At 37.9% G+C, this 15933-nt stretch carries 18 protein-coding genes; 4 read left to right on the top strand and 14 right to left on the bottom strand.

What is annotated here, in order from left to right; genetic code table 11:
• Positions 1-12: 12 nt before the first annotated feature.
• Both sleB and prsW read right to left on the bottom strand, forming a co-directional pair.
• Positions 13-969 carry a spore cortex-lytic enzyme gene (gene sleB, locus NST02_RS10630; protein ID WP_340948960.1) on the bottom strand — a complete coding sequence of 319 codons (957 nt, stop codon included), beginning with the start codon at positions 967-969 and terminating at the stop codon, positions 13-15.
• A 440-nt stretch (positions 970-1409) separates the two neighbouring features.
• Positions 1410-2090, bottom strand: a complete 681-nt coding sequence (prsW, locus tag NST02_RS10625; RefSeq protein WP_095306566.1) for a glutamic-type intramembrane protease PrsW — start codon at positions 2088-2090, stop codon at positions 1410-1412.
• A 278-nt stretch (positions 2091-2368) separates the two neighbouring features.
• Here prsW and NST02_RS10620 point away from each other — a divergent pair, with 278 nt between their 5' ends.
• A complete protein-coding gene (locus tag NST02_RS10620; protein WP_212933232.1) occupies positions 2369-3343 on the top strand; it encodes an asparaginase in 975 nt (324 codons plus the stop codon).
• Positions 3344-3514: 171 nt separating this feature from the next.
• Here NST02_RS10620 and NST02_RS10615 read toward each other — a convergent pair whose 3' ends face one another.
• From NST02_RS10615 to NST02_RS10585, 7 genes are all read right to left on the bottom strand, one after another.
• Positions 3515-3643: a hypothetical protein gene (locus NST02_RS10615; RefSeq protein ID WP_268951572.1), complete on the bottom strand. Its 129-nt coding sequence runs from the start codon at positions 3641-3643 to the stop codon at positions 3515-3517.
• A 120-nt stretch (positions 3644-3763) separates the two neighbouring features.
• Complete coding sequence (locus tag NST02_RS10610) at positions 3764-4138, bottom strand: VOC family protein (RefSeq protein WP_095306568.1); 375 nt, start codon at positions 4136-4138, stop codon at positions 3764-3766.
• 162 nt (positions 4139-4300) lie between these two features.
• A complete protein-coding gene (locus tag NST02_RS10605) occupies positions 4301-5275 on the bottom strand; it encodes a YpdA family putative bacillithiol disulfide reductase (RefSeq protein ID WP_137743226.1) in 975 nt (324 codons plus the stop codon).
• 804 nt (positions 5276-6079) lie between these two features.
• Entirely contained in the window at positions 6080-7357 is a 1278-nt protein-coding gene (locus tag NST02_RS10600; protein WP_095306570.1) for a Glu/Leu/Phe/Val family dehydrogenase, read from the bottom strand.
• A 376-nt stretch (positions 7358-7733) separates the two neighbouring features.
• The gene (locus tag NST02_RS10595) at positions 7734-8315 is read right to left on the bottom strand and encodes a genetic competence negative regulator (RefSeq protein ID WP_095306571.1); all 582 of its coding nucleotides are present in this window, start codon (positions 8313-8315) and stop codon (positions 7734-7736) included.
• Between the two features lie 90 nt (positions 8316-8405).
• Entirely contained in the window at positions 8406-9176 is a 771-nt protein-coding gene (locus NST02_RS10590) for a metallophosphoesterase (protein ID WP_137743225.1), read from the bottom strand.
• Positions 9177-9316: 140 nt separating this feature from the next.
• Positions 9317-9949 carry a CBS domain-containing protein gene (locus NST02_RS10585; protein WP_095306573.1) on the bottom strand — a complete coding sequence of 211 codons (633 nt, stop codon included), beginning with the start codon at positions 9947-9949 and terminating at the stop codon, positions 9317-9319.
• A 145-nt stretch (positions 9950-10094) separates the two neighbouring features.
• On the opposite strand from NST02_RS10585, the gene NST02_RS10580 reads away from it, so the two are divergent.
• From NST02_RS10580 to NST02_RS10570, 3 genes are read left to right on the top strand one after another with little or no spacing between them, the layout of a single operon-like run.
• Positions 10095-10325: a spore coat associated protein CotJA gene (locus tag NST02_RS10580; protein WP_095306574.1), complete on the top strand. Its 231-nt coding sequence runs from the start codon at positions 10095-10097 to the stop codon at positions 10323-10325.
• Positions 10322-10585 (top strand): spore coat protein CotJB, encoded by a 264-nt coding sequence (locus NST02_RS10575; RefSeq protein WP_095306575.1) that lies wholly within the window; start codon positions 10322-10324, stop codon positions 10583-10585. Before NST02_RS10580 ends, NST02_RS10575 begins: the two co-directional genes overlap by 4 nt.
• 35 nt (positions 10586-10620) lie before the next feature.
• Positions 10621-11190 (top strand): manganese catalase family protein, encoded by a 570-nt coding sequence (locus tag NST02_RS10570; RefSeq protein ID WP_137743224.1) that lies wholly within the window; start codon positions 10621-10623, stop codon positions 11188-11190.
• A gap of 51 nt (positions 11191-11241) precedes the next feature.
• On the opposite strand, the gene NST02_RS10565 is transcribed toward NST02_RS10570, so the two are convergent.
• The 5 genes from NST02_RS10565 to NST02_RS10545 all read right to left on the bottom strand — a co-directional run bounded on the left by NST02_RS10565 (position 11242) and on the right by NST02_RS10545 (position 15665).
• Positions 11242-11700, bottom strand: coding sequence for a YpbF family protein (locus NST02_RS10565; protein ID WP_095306577.1), 459 nt, complete (start codon positions 11698-11700; stop codon positions 11242-11244).
• Between the two features lie 170 nt (positions 11701-11870).
• Entirely contained in the window at positions 11871-12524 is a 654-nt protein-coding gene (locus tag NST02_RS10560) for a LysM peptidoglycan-binding domain-containing protein (RefSeq protein ID WP_170211229.1), read from the bottom strand.
• Entirely contained in the window at positions 12517-13125 is a 609-nt protein-coding gene (locus tag NST02_RS10555; protein WP_340948954.1) for a CPBP family intramembrane glutamic endopeptidase, read from the bottom strand. The genes NST02_RS10560 and NST02_RS10555 overlap by 8 nt, the downstream gene beginning before the upstream one ends.
• Positions 13126-13135: 10 nt before the next feature.
• On the bottom strand, positions 13136-14614 hold the full coding sequence (locus tag NST02_RS10550; protein WP_137743222.1) for a RecQ family ATP-dependent DNA helicase: 1479 nt from the start codon (positions 14612-14614) through the stop codon (positions 13136-13138).
• Positions 14604-15665 (bottom strand): helix-turn-helix domain-containing protein, encoded by a 1062-nt coding sequence (locus NST02_RS10545; RefSeq protein WP_095306581.1) that lies wholly within the window; start codon positions 15663-15665, stop codon positions 14604-14606. Before NST02_RS10545 ends, NST02_RS10550 begins: the two co-directional genes overlap by 11 nt.
• Positions 15666-15933: the final 268 nt, after the last annotated feature.

Below are 15933 nucleotides of genomic sequence, written 5' to 3'. Positions count from 1 at the left end.
AATCTCACCCCTCTATTTACAGAATATATGCTTTCCGATCCGTTTAATTTGCGGCCTTGTCCATATCCAACCACTTGTTGCCGTATCTGGGTTGAAATAGTAAATGGCATCACCGGTAGGATCCCAGCCATTAATTGCGTCTAAGACCGCTTTTCTCGCTTGTTCATTAGGAGTCAACCAAATTTGTCCATCAGCGACCGCTGTAAATGCACGAGGCTCAAAAATAACACCTGATACAGTATTTGGAAACGTTGCACTTTCAACGCGATTTAAAATTACAGCAGCAACTGCGACTTGACCAACATAAGGCTCTCCTCGAGCTTCACCGTAGACGGCATTGGCCATAAGCTGAATGTCATTTTGTGAAAAACCGTTTGGTACATTTGCAGCTGTTGGTTGTTGAGGCTGCTGATTTGCTTGTGGAGCCTCATTGTTCTGCCCTTGATTTTGTTGTGGAGGTGTTTCTTGCCCTTTATTTTCTTGCTGGGCTGGAGCTTTCTGTCCAGTTTGTTGCTGAGCAGGTGCTTTCTGTCCTCCTTTTCCCTTAGCAGCGCCTCCTGATTTCTCAGGTCCTTTTTGTTTGTTTAAGTCCACACCACCATAATGTGTGAACCTATTTCCTTTGTTAATTTGTTCCTTCACATGTTGTTCATGATATTGCGATGCCCTAACGAGCATATCCTTTGTTTTCTGACCCGCTAATCCATCAATTGGCAGGCCAAATTCATATTGAAAATTTCGAAGTGCCCAATAAGTACTCCAGCCGAAAACCCCATCTATTTTCTTGTTATAAAACCCTAAATACTGGAGCCTTGACTGTAATTCAATAACATCATCTCCTACTGCACCATGCTGGATGACTTGACCGGAGAAAGCTTCTACAGTCTTCTCGCTGGTACTCAATGGAACACAAATTATACAAATTGAAATAATAAGAAAGACTTTTGATAATAAAAGCTTCTTGTTCATGAATGCACCCCCAATTGAATTTGATTCCTAGCTGAACTTTGTTTCCTGATCTCGTGTTAAAAGGCAATGTACTCCACTTGAGCCTATTTTTTGTATTAAGTGGGTTTTTATTCAAAAATCAAGTCGCTTTCTTAAAATGAACACATGAATTAAAGAAGAAACAGAACGAAAGCCCAACTGCTTGTGCTTATATGGTAAATGCAATCTTAAAAAAAAATGATAATAACCTTCCATTTTTAAAATGGAAGGCTTCTTTTGTTATATTCTTTAAACTATACGGCGATTAATTTCTGTAATTTCCTCCCCTTGCTTTTTAGGGGTTGGCAAATTGCTTAAATGAGAGAAAAAATCGTTTTATCAACAGAATGGTTTAATAAACTCTTTTAAGTAAATAAACTGTAGACAAACCCAATTTCACCCGCGTTTGTCTACAGTCATTTTTAAAATGGAAAGCCTTTATTGACTTCGATTCGATGTTGTGAATTTAAGGTTCTAGCATGCTTAGCTTTTCTTAATCCTAGCCACCATAAAAAAATCATAAATGGGAACATGTAGATCACCCAATTTTCCAAGGAAAGGAGAATAAAATCATAAATTCCATGCAAGAGAAACGGAAGTAATAGCGAAAAAATAAACCATTTTGCCTTTGATGTTTGGTTAAATTTGGCCTTACCTAAATAATACCCCATAATAACGCCAAAAAGAGCATGACTTGATACCGGCAATAACGCCCTTCCCATTGCATACTCCAACCCATTTCCTAGCAAGTAAAAAATATTTTCAGCAGTTGCGAATCCTAAGGAAACAGCAGCTCCGTATACAATTCCGTCATATGGCTCATCAAATTCTATATGTTGATAAACTGTATAGATGAGAATAAACCATTTAAAAAACTCTTCCAAAAGACTGGTTGAAAAGAAAGCATGAATAATTTCCGACTGGACTAAATTCTCTACTTCCAGAACATATTGGATAAACATTATCGGAAACACAAGCAGAGCTCCATAAACAAACGCCCTAAAAACAAAAGCAACGGGTTCCGACTCATATTCATCTTTTAAATAAAAATAGCTTAATATTGCCAACCCTGGCGCTATCCCAGCTGATAATATCCCCAGCATTTATGTTCCTCTTTTCAACAGCTTTTTCTGAAATACTCAAATTCAAAAATATCTAAATTAATTTAACAATTAATAATATGGTTCAATTTTATAATTCTGTAGATTTGACACATTGTAAAGAAACTAAGTTAAACAAAGAGCAATAAATTTAAAGAGCAACACTATTACTCAAGCCCAACATAAAAGAAATTATACAAAACATATTGAGAAAATCTCTTCTTTAATCGTATCATGGAATAGATAGAATGAAAATGAGAAATGCAAACGGAGGCTTCATTATGAAAAAAAAGATACTTGTAATTCATACAGGTGGGACCATTTCTATGAGTGAAGATGAACAAACAGGTGCTGTGAAACCTAATGAGTCGAACCCACTAACTAAAAAAACTGAAGAATTAGTGGCATTTGCTCATTTAATTATAGAAGAACCCTTTAATCTTCCTTCTCCACATATTACTCCGACTGAGATGTTAAAAATTCGTAAACTGATTTCTCAGCGAAGTTTAACCGATGATATAGATGGTGTTGTCATCACCCACGGGACTGACACGCTCGAGGAAACCGCATATTTCCTCGATTTAACGATTGAAAGTAAGATTCCAATAGTCGTAACAGGTGCGATGCGCTCAAGCAATGAAATTGGGGCTGATGGATTGTATAATTTAATCTCCTCTATAAAAGTGGCAGCGAGTGAGGAAGCGAAGGGAAAAGGTGTTCTCGTTGTTTTAAACGACGAGATTCACACAGCGGAAAATGTGACAAAAACGCATACAAGTAATATCGCCACTTTTCAAAGCCCACAGTATGGACCGATTGGCATTGTAACGAAGCGAGGAGTTGTCTTCCACCATATTCCGAACCGGACAGAATACTATCCGATTACAGACGTGTCAAAAAAAGTTGTTCTCATAAAAGCACACGCAGGAATGGACTCAACTTTGCTAGATGCCATAAATGCGTTGCCCTGTGATGGAATTGTCATCGAAGCGCTCGGCCAAGGAAATCTCCCTCCCGCAACGATATCAGGAATACAAGCACTCATTAAAAACAATATTCCTGTCGTCTTTGTATCACGATGTTTTAATGGGATCGCACAGGACACATATGCTTATGAAGGCGGAGGAAAACAATTGAAAGAAATGGGTGTCATCTTTTCAAATGGTTTAAACGGACAAAAAGCCCGGCTGAAGTTGTTAATTTTACTAGCAACTACTTCTGAGCGAAATGTAATCGAACAAGCCTTCGCTATTTAAAGGCTATCACAGAACGCATGGATAGAAACAGCCCTGCGTTCTGCGACTCCATACATGTGCAAATGCAGAACCTGCAATCCATGCAACAAGGACATAAACACGCTCTGCATTCTCTTTATCTTTAGTTACTTATGCCAAAATCGTCCCAAATGCTATTTCTTCTTCTGTCATTTATGCTGAAGAAGCAAAATCAATCATAATGTGACCTAAATCCCCAACCTTCCCATTATAAACAATATAACGAATCGAATCCTTCTTTACAAATCGATGATCGTATTGTGTAAAATTCCAGGTTTCCATTTTTACCCTAATTAAGAATGACGACGGTATTTTTTCGTTTTCTTTTGTTGATGTTACTTTAAGAGCATATATTTGAGGATAAAAAGATTAACAACGAACAGCCTGTTTGCGACAAGAATCTTATTTATTTTGCCACTCCAAAAACTCTAATCTATTACCAAATGGATCGAAAACAAATATCCTATGCGCATTACGCAGATGAATGTCTTCCTCAAACATTACTTGGTTCATTTTCAAATGACGTTTTAGCTCCTCAATATTCTTCACTTCGAATGCAGGATGTGCTTTTTTTGATGGGTAAAAAGGTTCCTCAATGCCGATGTGGATTTGAATCTTTCCTTTAGAAAACCATACTCCACCTCTCTGTTTCAGAGAATCAGGTTTTTCTAATTCGATAAAGCCTAATATCCCAGTGAAGAAATTTCTCGCTCGAGCTTCTGAACCCTTCGGGGCAGCCAGTTGAATATGATCGATTGCTTTAAATGAAAATAACATGATAAATCCTCCTACCTAAAACTCGTTCATCCCCATGTTAACGAATGATACTCGATAAGAATATGACTATTTTTATATAACTAACGATAAGTTTTACTTATAGATTGACTTCATATAAAAAAAATCCTGAGTTAGTAATGAAACTCAGAATTCTTAAATGCATTATTCATTATTTTTCTGTGTTTTGATCGCACTGGCAATTTGTTCTCCGTGAAAACGACCGTTTTCAATAAAAATTTCATTAGCATTATTACCAGCTGCAATAACCCCTGCAATATAAATACCAGAAACATTCGTTTCCATTGTCTCCTCATTAAAGATTGGTCTTCCAGACTCCTCATCAATCTCAACACCCATTTGTTTAAGAAAATCGTGATCGGGGTGATAACCAGTCATCGCAAAAACAAAATCGTTTTTCACTGCAACTTGCTGACCCTCTTTTTCATAAATTACTTTATCCTCTGTGATTTCTTTCACTTGTGCGTTAAACACCATTGTCGCAATTCCATGGCGAATTAAAGATTCAAACTCTGGAAGTATCCATGGCTTAATACTTGAGGAAAATTCAGAGCCTCTGTATAGAACCGTCACTCTTGCTCCTGCTTTTACAAGTTCAATGGTTGCATCTACACTCGAATTTTTTCCACCAACAACGACGACATCTTTATCAAAATATGGATGAGCTTCTTTGAAATAATGGAATACTTTAGGTAAGTCTTCACCAGGGACATTCATATAATTAGGGTTATCATAATAGCCTGTAGCAATCACTACGTATTGACAAGAGTATACTTGTTTATCAGTAGTTACAGTAAAGAAGTCATCCTCTTCTTTTTTTACTGATTGTACTTTTTCATATGTATTTACACTCAATTGTTCTCTCTTCACGACCTCACGATAATAGACTAACGCTTGATTTCGCTTTGGTTTATAGTGCTCAGTTACAAATGGATAGTTTCCCACTTCAAGCTTCTCACTTGTGCTAAAGAATGTTTGATGGGTTGGATAATGATAAATAGCGTTGACAATATTACCTTTTTCAATAATGAGTGGGTGGAATCCTTTTCTCTTTAAAGAGATTGCCGCAGCAATTCCACATGGGCCGCCCCCGACGATGATTACTTCTTCCTTCTTCATGGTAAACACTCCTTGATTATAACTAAGGAAGGACTCACCGATTGGCAAGTCCTCGTTCTTATTGTATTGTTTATAATTTCAAACCGCTTGTCCAGCTACAGGCCCCTAGCACCTATTGTCCTTCAAGCCACCTCCCTACGATAAGTCAAACTCGATTCGCTTTCGCTTATCGGTTTTCCTTTATCTCAGTCGCTGTCTCTCCAGGCCATACGGTGCTAAACAGGGGCCTTCCGCTTTTCTTTTTGTCCAGCTACAGGCCCCTAGCACCTATTGTCCTTCAAGCCACCTCCCTACGATAAGTCAAACTCGATTCGCTTTCGCTTATCGGTTTTCCTTTATCTCAGTCGCTGTCTCTCCAGGCCATACGGTGCTAAACAGGGGCCTTCCGCTTTTCTTTTTGTCCAGCTACAGGCCCCTAGCACCTATTGTCCTTCAAGCCACCTCCCTACGATAAGTCAAACTCGATTCGCTTTTGCTTATCGGTTTTCCTTTATCTCAGTCGCTGTCTCTCCAGGCCATACGGTGCTAAACAGGGGCCTTCCGCTTTTCTTTTTGTCCAGCTCCGAGCGCTATCGGCTCGAGGTCATAAGCCATTCTGTCAAGGAGGTTAAAAAAACAACCTCCCTGCCAGCCTGTCTTATGCTTGTCGCCGATGGGCAAGCGCTCTCCGCTTTTCTTTGTCCAGCTCCGAGCGCTATCGGCTCGAGGTCATAAGCCATTCTGTCAAGGAGGTTAAAAAAACAACCTCCCTGCCAGCCTGTCTTATGCTTGTCGCCGATGGGCAAGCGCTCTCCGCTTTTCTTTTTAAATCCAGCCTCTGAATCTGGATGCTTCCGCCATTTTTCTTACACCGACCATGTAGGCAGCAAGCCTCATATCTACTCTACGACTCTGAGCTGTACCATAGATGTTTTCAAAGGCTTTTACCATAACGGTTCTTAGTTTGTCTTCTACTTCCTCTTCTGTCCAATAATAACCTTGATTATTTTGCACCCATTCAAAGTAAGAAACGGTAACGCCGCCAGCAGATGCCAAAACATCTGGTACAAGAAGGATTCCTCTATCAGTTAGGATTTGCGTAGCTTCTAATGTTGTCGGTCCATTAGCAGCCTCCACGACTATTTTCGCTCGAATATTATGAGCATTATCTTCAGTTATTTGATTCTCAATTGCAGCAGGCACTAAAATATCACAATCCAACTCCAATAGTTCTTTATTTGAGATCGTATTATTAAATAATTTAGTTACCGTTCCAAAACTGTCACGACGATCGAGTAAATAATCAATATCCAAGCCATCCGGATCATATAAACCACCGTATGCGTCTGATATCCCAACGACCTTTGCACCTGCATCATGCATAAACTTTGATAAGAAGCTGCCCGCATTCCCAAATCCTTGGACGACAACACGAGCACCCTTTAATTCAATGCCCTTTTTCTTTGCAGCCTCTTCGATGCAAATGGTTACACCCTTTGCTGTTGCCGACTCTCGTCCATGTGACCCACCTAAAACAAGCGGCTTTCCTGTAATAAATCCCGGAGAATTAAATTCGTCAATCCGGCTATATTCATCCATCATCCATGCCATAATTTGCGAATTGGTGAAGACATCTGGTGCCGGGATATCCTTTGTAGGACCAACAATTTGACTAATTGCTCGTACATAACCACGACTTAAGCGCTCAAGTTCTCGAAATGACATGTCTCGTGGATCGCAAACAATTCCACCTTTTCCTCCACCGTATGGTAAATCAACAATTCCACATTTTAAACTCATCCAAATGGAAAGTGCCTTGACTTCCTTTTCCGTAACATTCGGATGAAAACGAATTCCACCTTTTGTAGGACCAACAGCATCGTTATGCTGGGCCCGGTAGCCAGTAAAGACTTTTACAGATCCATCATCCATTCTTACCGGAATTTTGACCGTCATCAATCTTAAAGGTTCTTTCAAGAGCTCGTAGACTTCTTCGGGGTATCCAAGTCTTTCAAGAGCATTGTGTATAACAGTTTGAGTAGACTTTAAGACATCAAGCTTGTCTTCATGATTTATATTTTCAGTACCTTTCTCGGCTACCATCTAAAATAAACCTCCTAAAATCGCTTTCAATAATTGTCCTCTTTCAGTCACAAGTATACACCTTTGGATAATTAATGCAAGATGAATGAGAGCCTTTTTTACACACATTTAATAAAAATTGTAACCGCTATCATTTTAATGTTATAATGATGAGTCCATTTCATAAATGCGTACTTCAAGTTTAAAAAAAAGCAGCCTTTGCTTTCGTACAAAATTAAACAATCATAATTAATTAGTAACGATATGATTCGCCTTTAATTCGCTCGCGCGCATTTGGACATCATTTTAGTACAAAAAAGGCAGCTTGACCTTTTCCTAAAAAACAGAAAAAGACTCCAATAAGAGTCATACTCTTATAACGAAGCCTTTATTCCTTTTATTCCGTTACAAAATGTTCCATCACCGTCTCGATTGCATTGCCGCTCATGACATTTCGGCCGTATTCTTCTAACCAGTGGATACTTCTTAACGAAATATCACCAAATTCCGATAAGACAGCGATCATGCTATCCGACTGACGAAGCGCATCCTCTTTGAACGATAAAAAATATTTTTGTGCAAAACTGTACAAGCTTCCACCACGAATATTTAAATTCCATAATTGTCGGGATAGCTGGATTACATCCTCAAAATCGTCAAACTCAAAAAGTATTTGATCACTATTCTTAGACATAACAGCCATATCTATAAACCCATCATGTAGGGATTGATCTTCCTCTTCTTCCATCGTAACGATCATAATCATCCCCTGAGCGTGCATAGAAAAAATCTCAACTGCAACAGAGCCTTCAATTTTAACACCAAACTCATCACTCGCCTCTTCAAGCATATCGTGAAAAAGCTGATGCCATTTTAAGGAATCCTTCCAAATATCCTCTTTTGTAAGCCCTCGTTCCATTAAATCGTCTGACGTAAGGAAGATCTTGATTTTATTATAATTCAATCGCTCTATGCGCATATTTTTTGCCCCCTACTGTGACAACTCTTAATGTAGTTTATGTAAATAAATAGGGATGGTGAGTCGTCTAATTAGGGTTTTTGCTATTCTTCATTTCCTTTTTAAAGTAATGACATGAGTCTCCGGGCTAGCACCTAAGCGCAGCGGCAATGAAGTTGTGCCGTACCCATTGCTCACGAGTATTGCTGTCTCCCCGGTTCTCTTTAATTTCCCGATTTCATAAGGACCAAAGCCAAAAATTCTAATCTGTCCTCCGTGTGTATGACCACTTAACACGAGCGAGATTTGATCTTCACGCTTGATTTGTTTTTGAATTTTCGGGTCATGACTAACCAATACTTTAAACCCACCTGGACCAGCATCTTGTAAAGCCAAGTCTAAACGTGCTCTTTTCCTCGAAATATCATCAATACCTAATAAAACAAAACGATCTCCTTCTTCAGATTCGAATGAGACTGCCGTGTTATCGAGGATTTTTACTCCATACTTTAAAAGGACAGCGTCCAGTAGCCGAGGATTAATTTCATAATCATTATTCCCCCACACAAAATAGGTTGGTCCTATTTCCGTAAGCGATTTAATATTTTGTTCTACACGTTCAATTGGCACCCTTTTTTCTAAAAGGTCTCCTCCTATAATCACTAGATCTACTTTTCCTTTCACTTCCGAAACAATATCCTCTGATAGCAATCGCCGATGAATATCAGAAATAAAAAACAGCTTCACTTCACCAAAGCTGTCGGGAAAGTTTGCAAATGAAATTTCTTGATAAAGGACTTGATCAGAATGGGCTAATTTATACATATAAGCAATAAGCCCGATAGCAAAAGACATGATGATGAAAACAAAAATAAAAACCATAGTTCCTCCCGGTTACCCTTTTCTCTAAAATTCTAATGGAATCATACCATAAAGTTATTAAAAACAGAAAAAAATCCCTTCATAACAATCTATGAGAGGGATCGTTTTTTCTTGCTTATCAATATTTTTCGAACAACTTTTTAATCTTCATAGATATCAAGAATTCGGAATCCGGAATTCTCGAGTTTTTTTACGAATTTATCAACATTATCCTTTTTCTCAATTTTCATCACAATTCTGCGCACAAGCTTATCCGTTTCATCAAATGTAACAAGAGAAATGATATGCTCATGAAATTGATGAGCAATATCAGCAAGACGAGCAAGACGCCCTTCCGTTTCAATCGAGGTAAACGCAATTCTCACCCCTGATTTTCTAACACCAAAAGCGGATTGAAATTGCTCTAATACATCAAACCTTGTCACAATTCCTAAGTATTCATTTTTGTCGTTAACAACAGCAAGCAATGGAAAATCTTTTAACTCAAGCAGAGTTTTCTCAAAAATTTCCTGCCCTTTTAAATATTTATCCTTATATGTTGCGATATCACCACAGCTCTTTTTTTCTAAAAATTCATCCCTTGATAGGTCAGAGGTAAAAAAACTCTCATAGAGATTATGCCTTGTCACAATACCGGCATATTGATGACCTTGTAATACCGGCAGACCATCTATTTTATGCTCCTCTAATTTGTCCAAAGCGACTCTTAATGGTTCATCAGCCTGGACAGTAAATGTTTGATGCTTTGGAATCATGATATTCTTTACAAACATTTTTTCACCTCCGCGTTAATATCTACCTTAATTAATATATTCTACAAAATCAGAAAGAACTCCTTTCCTTTTCAGGAAAATAACTGTCATGTCTGTCGTTTTTTTTCATAAAATTGAATGATATATCTATAAAAGGAGGGCAACTATGTTTACACCCAATAAAACCTATTCCCCTTACGTAAGTCCCTTTGACCCTTGTAAGCCTATCAAAATAAAAAGCTACTCAACTCCACCGCATTTATATATAGGATTTCAACCAAATAATTTTCCCCAATTCACCCCAATGGAAGCGTTGAGAGCTGGAACACTTTGGAAACCACTATATGATCCTTATTACAACCCCAGAGAGTTGGCTAAGGGAGGGAAAACCTCATGAAAAAACAATTGCCACCGGAATTTTATGAGCTTATGGAACAACTTCAAGCCGTTGATTTTGTGCTTGTGGAACTGAGCTTGTATTTGAATACCCATAACAATGATTTTGAAGCGATTAACCAATTTAATCATTATGTAAGAGAGAGAAAAAGGTTAAGAAAAGCAGTCGAAGCCGTGTATGGTCCTTTAATGCAGTTCGGGCATAGCTTTTCTGGGCAACCGTGGGATTGGGATGACTCTCCTTGGCCATGGCAACTTTAAAAGCTTCTATACTTGAAAAATAGGAGGGATAGAATATGTGGATCTATGAAAAAAAGCTCCAATACCCTGTTAAAGTTAGCACGTGTAATCCGATGCTTGCCAAATTTCTTATTGAACAATACGGTGGTGCCGATGGAGAATTATCTGCCGCACTCAGGTATTTAAATCAGCGCTACTCAATTCCAGACAAAGTAATCGGCTTACTTACGGACATCGGCACAGAAGAGTTTGCCCATTTGGAAATGATTGCTACCATGATTTATAAGCTTACGAAGGATGCTACTCCTGAACAAATGAAAGCTGCTGGACTTGGAGACCACTATGTCAATCATGACAATGCCCTCTTCTACCATAATGCCGCCGGAGCACCTTGGACAGCAACCTATATTCAAGCAAAAGGAGATCCAATTGCCGATCTATATGAGGACATTGCTGCAGAAGAGAAGGCGAGAGCCACTTATCAATGGATCATTAATGTGAGCGATGATCCTGATCTAAATGATGGATTGAGATTTTTAAGAGAACGAGAAATCGTCCATTCTCAACGTTTCAGAGAAGCTGTCGAAATTCTCAAAGAAGAGCGTGATAAAAAGAAATTTTTTTAGTCTTTCGAGGCAGCGGCTGCGAATCCCTGCCTCTTTCCTTTGCATGAAAGCTTATTTATTCTCATGATAAAGGTTGATGTCGTAATTCTTTTTCATCATCTCAAAGACAAGATGACGATTTTTCCACGCATCCTCTTGTTTCCATAGATCCTTGCTCTTATCTATAATTTCACAACGCAGTGCATGGTACTCCTGTTCTGCCTTATCCTTCTTCTCTTTTAACAAATTCATCAAACCGTACAGCCCGAAAATGAAAACAAGGGCGTACAAATTATAAGTCTGGTCCAGAAAAGCGGAAAACATTGCTGCAAAGGAGTACGAATATGGGATTACTAACGTTTTATATAAGACGAAGAGGTAGATAAAAGCGGAAAAGATCGTTAACCAGATAACAAGGAAATGCCTGAATGTAAAAGCATCAAATTTTCTTTTTCGCTCCACTACCTTTTGGAGCATTTGCTTCGTTGCTTTATCGGTTCTCTCGTCAAGCATTTTAATCGATGTTTCCATTAACGTCCTCCCCATTCTAAGCAATTCCTGGTCTTGCTTTTTATAAAAATATATGATCTTGTCCTTCTGGTTATGATTTAAAACATGGCGATTATTTGATCTATTGGTATTTCGTCAGTACTAAACGAAAAAGACGATGTTATTTCAAACAATAACATCGTCTTTTATTCCTACTGCTCTATTGGTATTTTCAAAGTTTGTCCAAGCTGTATCTCATTTCCTTTGATCCCGTTTGCTTCTCTAATGATTTCAATTCCTGATTGTGATTGATAATATTTCATTGAAATTCGGAAGAGCGTTTCTCCTGTTTGTACTGTATGGTAAATAATCTCTTCTTTCACAGGTGCTTTATCATTAGGAGATTCCTTATCAGGAAGCGTATTATCCACTTTCGCCGGTTCAACCTTTTTCGATTCTTGCTCCACCCCCACTTCATTCTCTTCTATTCGAGTCAAGTCTTCATCCGGTTCAACACCCGTTCGCTCTTCTTCCATTCCCCGTTCACTTTGCTCATCATTTTTAACATCTACCGCCTCAATATTTCCTGATAAAGGACGATCAACAGATGCAGAACGATTCGATTTGCTTTCATTAATCGTATAAATGCTAAAGCTAACAATTGGTAGAAGGATGAAAAAAACAGCCAATAATCGAATCATAGGGTATTTTAACTTCACCTTTGTTCTTTTTGCCTTATGATAATGGACCCTGCTTCGTGGCGGCAGTTCTGGCGATGAATCTTTGATAGTTTCAGATTCCTCTTTTTTGCTAATTCTCTTTCTTAAACGTTCCGCCTGATCACGGTACGGTTCTTCTTTATTCATGTATTTTTCCCTCCTGTTCATGAGGTGGTTGTTTATCGTAGCGAACGGCTAAACCTAATAGAAAATCAACAACAAAATGCAAAACAATTGTGACAAGCAAGTTCTCTGTCACCATATAAATGTAACCTATTAAAAAACTGAGAAGTAAAATATTTACGAAAAGAAACTTGTTAAACAAGTATCGATAATGGATGAGTGCAAATAAAACGCTTGTGACAACTAGTCCAATATGAGTTTGGAGCACACCTCTGAATAATATTTCTTCACTAACCGCAACCATTGCAGCAATTCCTGCAATTTGCCATACAGTTCTATTTTCAAACATCCGCTTATTCAAGCCGCCATCGTCATAATAGGAAGGTGGCAGCATTTTCATCAGCAAGAGGTCCAATGCGACAATAGCTAAACCAGCCCCGACGCCAACATACCAAATTTTCTTATCGTCCCAAATAAACAACTCCCAAAATGATGAAAAATCATCAAACCAAAAGAACCCTATTACTAGCGCAATTACCAGTAGCAGTACTTGGGTTGCTATTAGGTGAAACGTGATTTCCCGATCGCTTAACTCCTGAACTATTTCCGTATATTTATTTTTCATGTTTACACGCTCACCCTTTTAATAAAATGCTGGATAAATAGGCTCTCCAATCAAATGAAAAAGACAAATTCGCCACATCTTCTTCCCTTTTTTGAAACAGATCTAAATCGATGCCACACACATCACAGCAATCCTTAATCGATATGTTCTTTGTTTCACTAAAATAATTCAAGATAATTTCTCTTCGGCAATGGCACGAGTGTACCCAATTCTTGATTTCCTCAATTTTTTTTCTTTTTAGCCTCGTTCTCTCTTCAACAAAGTGCTTGAACTGCTCCATTGAAGAGTCCAAAGAAACGGTGTTTTCAAGATTCTCAAAGAAATCGGTTATTAAGCGCCATTGAACATCATTTAACCCGACAAAGGTTCGCATTTCTTTTTCGCTACGTTTCCCCGATTTTAACCATTGGCGTACATATTCAATCTGAGTCTCGTTTGGAAGTTCATTTTCCACCAGATGATATGACAATGCCTCATCACCTGGTGAATATAGTAATATCGCTAAGCTTTTTTTTCCATCACGACCAGCACGACCAATTTCTTGTATATAAGATTCGATTTGCAGTGGCATATGATAGTGAATGACAAAGCGGACGTCTTCTTTATTTACACCCATACCGAACGCACTAGTTGCGCAGATTAAATCAAGTTGTCCATGGATAAATTGCTGTTGAATAAGAATTCGGCTTTCTTGATCCATGCCTCCATGGTAAGCCATAACTTTGTGAAAGCCCTCATCCTTTAATCGTTCAACTAGAGCTTCTGCCCTTTTGCGACTTGAAAAATAAATAATACCTGGCCCTTGAAGAAACGAAAGCAACTTTATCAGATGATGTTCTTTTTCCTCAGGAGCAGCCACTTTTTCTACCCTAATCGCAATATTGGGACGATCCATCGAAAAAATATGTTCATCCCAAGAAGATAATTTTAATACTTGTGCAATATCTGCAACCACTTCTTTCGTAGCTGTCGCTGTCAATGCTAACGTAAGTGGATTACCAAGCTGCTCTCTAATTGTTCCCAGCTTCATATAATCTGGACGAAAATCATATCCCCATTGTGAAATACAGTGGGCTTCGTCGATCACAAACAAAGAAATCGGCAACAATTGTAACCTCTGCTTTATTTCATCGAGGTTCAACATTTCAGGGGAAATGTAAATAAATTTATATTTTTCTAACTGGCGTAAAGCCTTGATTCTCTCTGCGCCTGTTAAAAATGAATTGAGCGCTATTACTCTTTTTTCACCTTGCATTTGCATTTGCTCGACCTGATCTTGCATGAGCGACAAAAGCGGTGAAATGATCACAACGATACCTGAAAGTACATATCCTGGAAACTGGTAGCACAATGACTTCCCTGTGCCAGTAGGTAAAACGGCAATGGTATTTTTCTTGTTTAGAACAGATAACACAACCTCTTTCTGTCCGGGCCGAAACGTAGAAAAGCGGAAATACTCCTGCAACTTTTTTTCTAGCTCAAATTTCATTATTTTCACCAAACCTGGTCAAAACTAATCGGATTTGAAAATAGGTTGCTTCTGGAACCAATTCACGAATCCGTCTTAATTGTTTAGAAGTTGCCTGTTTATGTGCAGCCATAATCTGTTCTATTATTTCCTTCCCTACAAAAGGTTCAATTTGAAATGTATGCATTTGAAGAGCAAGTTCAACAATATGATCCTGTATTGTACTAACTTTCAACTTTCTGATTTGAGCGATCTGTTCGAGTGAAAATCCTTTATTTAAGAGAGCCAACGTTTTCTTACTTGTATCTGTTAAAGGTAGAGCTGTTTCAATATCTGTTATAAGCGACGCTAAAAGCTTAAATTTCTTCGGTTCTTTTTGAACTCTAGACAAAATATAATGTAGCAATGCCTGAAATTGAAAATGATACAATGTTCGCTCTATTTTTAAATACTCACTTGCCTGTTTTTCCGTCAAACCAATTATCTCAAATCCAGTTAAGCGAATGACAAAAACACTTGGATCGATCTCGCGGCTATCTTCCAAAACATGAATAAGTTCTTTATATAGGCTATCACTAAGTTCTTTGCGATTGAATCGATTATTGATAAGATAATTTTTCAACCAATTGAGCAAAGGTTTCTTTCTCTGAATGGGAATATAATTTCGATCTTGATTAGCTAAATGTGAAGTTACTTGAACCAATAATGATATCCTCTGCCAAAAGATGTTAGCATATTGGAAGTCCCAACCATTCAAATAGGATAAAAACGGATAATTTTCAGACTCTCTTTTCATATACGCTAAACCATTGCTTGTGAGCTTATAATACTGATCATTTGTTGCAGTAACTAAATTTTTCCTTTCAAGCTCCTCAACGATCTCTTCAAATTGCTTTCTTGTTAGGAAATCACATGTTTTATAAAATTGTGCAATTTGGAAAAGATGAACATCTTGTATGGTCTGGGAAGATTTTTTTCCACATAGGAGATGATATAAAGAGTATATTGTTCTCTCGTCATTTATTTTATGTAAACAGAAAAGAACGACAAAATATATAAATGGAGTTGGCATCCTATCACCCTATTACTATATTTTGAAAAATAGTTCCTCATGGGAGAGCAACAACACGTTTTTAACGGTATTCTTTAATATCATAATTCGACGTGTTTCCCCATTTATTTTAACATGAAAACGTAAGAAAGGCTCCTATTCCGTTCCAAAACGTTGTTATGATAAGCATTCTCATTAATTTTATATTGAAATGTTACTCATACAGTTTTACAATAAAGAATGAGGGAATACGTTTCAGAAACTTTAATGAAATGTATGAAAATAAATG

Source organism: Robertmurraya sp. FSL W8-0741 (assembly GCF_038004005.1).
Lineage (GTDB): Bacteria > Bacillota > Bacilli > Bacillales > Cytobacillaceae > Robertmurraya > Robertmurraya siralis.
Note: the sequence above shows the minus strand (reverse complement) of the source record. Positions and strands in the feature narration are given on the sequence as shown.

What these genes read in the sequence shown, in the direction of transcription:
- sleB (WP_340948960.1), bottom strand. Translation starts at nt 969, where the DNA reads ATGAACAAGAAGCTTTTATTATCAAAAGTCTTTCTTATTATTTCAATT.
- prsW (WP_095306566.1), bottom strand. Translation starts at nt 2,090, where the DNA reads ATGCTGGGGATATTATCAGCTGGGATAGCGCCAGGGTTGGCAATATTA.
- NST02_RS10620 (WP_212933232.1), top strand. Translation starts at nt 2,369, where the DNA reads ATGAAAAAAAAGATACTTGTAATTCATACAGGTGGGACCATTTCTATG.
- NST02_RS10615 (WP_268951572.1), bottom strand. Translation starts at nt 3,643, where the DNA reads ATGGAAACCTGGAATTTTACACAATACGATCATCGATTTGTAAAGAAG.
- NST02_RS10610 (WP_095306568.1), bottom strand. Translation starts at nt 4,138, where the DNA reads ATGTTATTTTCATTTAAAGCAATCGATCATATTCAACTGGCTGCCCCG.
- NST02_RS10605 (WP_137743226.1), bottom strand. Translation starts at nt 5,275, where the DNA reads ATGAAGAAGGAAGAAGTAATCATCGTCGGGGGCGGCCCATGTGGAATT.
- NST02_RS10600 (WP_095306570.1), bottom strand. Translation starts at nt 7,357, where the DNA reads ATGGTAGCCGAGAAAGGTACTGAAAATATAAATCATGAAGACAAGCTT.
- NST02_RS10595 (WP_095306571.1), bottom strand. Translation starts at nt 8,315, where the DNA reads ATGCGCATAGAGCGATTGAATTATAATAAAATCAAGATCTTCCTTACG.
- NST02_RS10590 (WP_137743225.1), bottom strand. Translation starts at nt 9,176, where the DNA reads ATGGTTTTTATTTTTGTTTTCATCATCATGTCTTTTGCTATCGGGCTT.
- NST02_RS10585 (WP_095306573.1), bottom strand. Translation starts at nt 9,949, where the DNA reads ATGTTTGTAAAGAATATCATGATTCCAAAGCATCAAACATTTACTGTC.
- NST02_RS10580 (WP_095306574.1), top strand. Translation starts at nt 10,095, where the DNA reads ATGTTTACACCCAATAAAACCTATTCCCCTTACGTAAGTCCCTTTGAC.
- NST02_RS10575 (WP_095306575.1), top strand. Translation starts at nt 10,322, where the DNA reads ATGAAAAAACAATTGCCACCGGAATTTTATGAGCTTATGGAACAACTT.
- NST02_RS10570 (WP_137743224.1), top strand. Translation starts at nt 10,621, where the DNA reads ATGTGGATCTATGAAAAAAAGCTCCAATACCCTGTTAAAGTTAGCACG.
- NST02_RS10565 (WP_095306577.1), bottom strand. Translation starts at nt 11,700, where the DNA reads ATGGAAACATCGATTAAAATGCTTGACGAGAGAACCGATAAAGCAACG.
- NST02_RS10560 (WP_170211229.1), bottom strand. Translation starts at nt 12,524, where the DNA reads ATGAATAAAGAAGAACCGTACCGTGATCAGGCGGAACGTTTAAGAAAG.
- NST02_RS10555 (WP_340948954.1), bottom strand. Translation starts at nt 13,125, where the DNA reads ATGAAAAATAAATATACGGAAATAGTTCAGGAGTTAAGCGATCGGGAA.
- NST02_RS10550 (WP_137743222.1), bottom strand. Translation starts at nt 14,614, where the DNA reads ATGAAATTTGAGCTAGAAAAAAAGTTGCAGGAGTATTTCCGCTTTTCT.
- NST02_RS10545 (WP_095306581.1), bottom strand. Translation starts at nt 15,665, where the DNA reads ATGCCAACTCCATTTATATATTTTGTCGTTCTTTTCTGTTTACATAAA.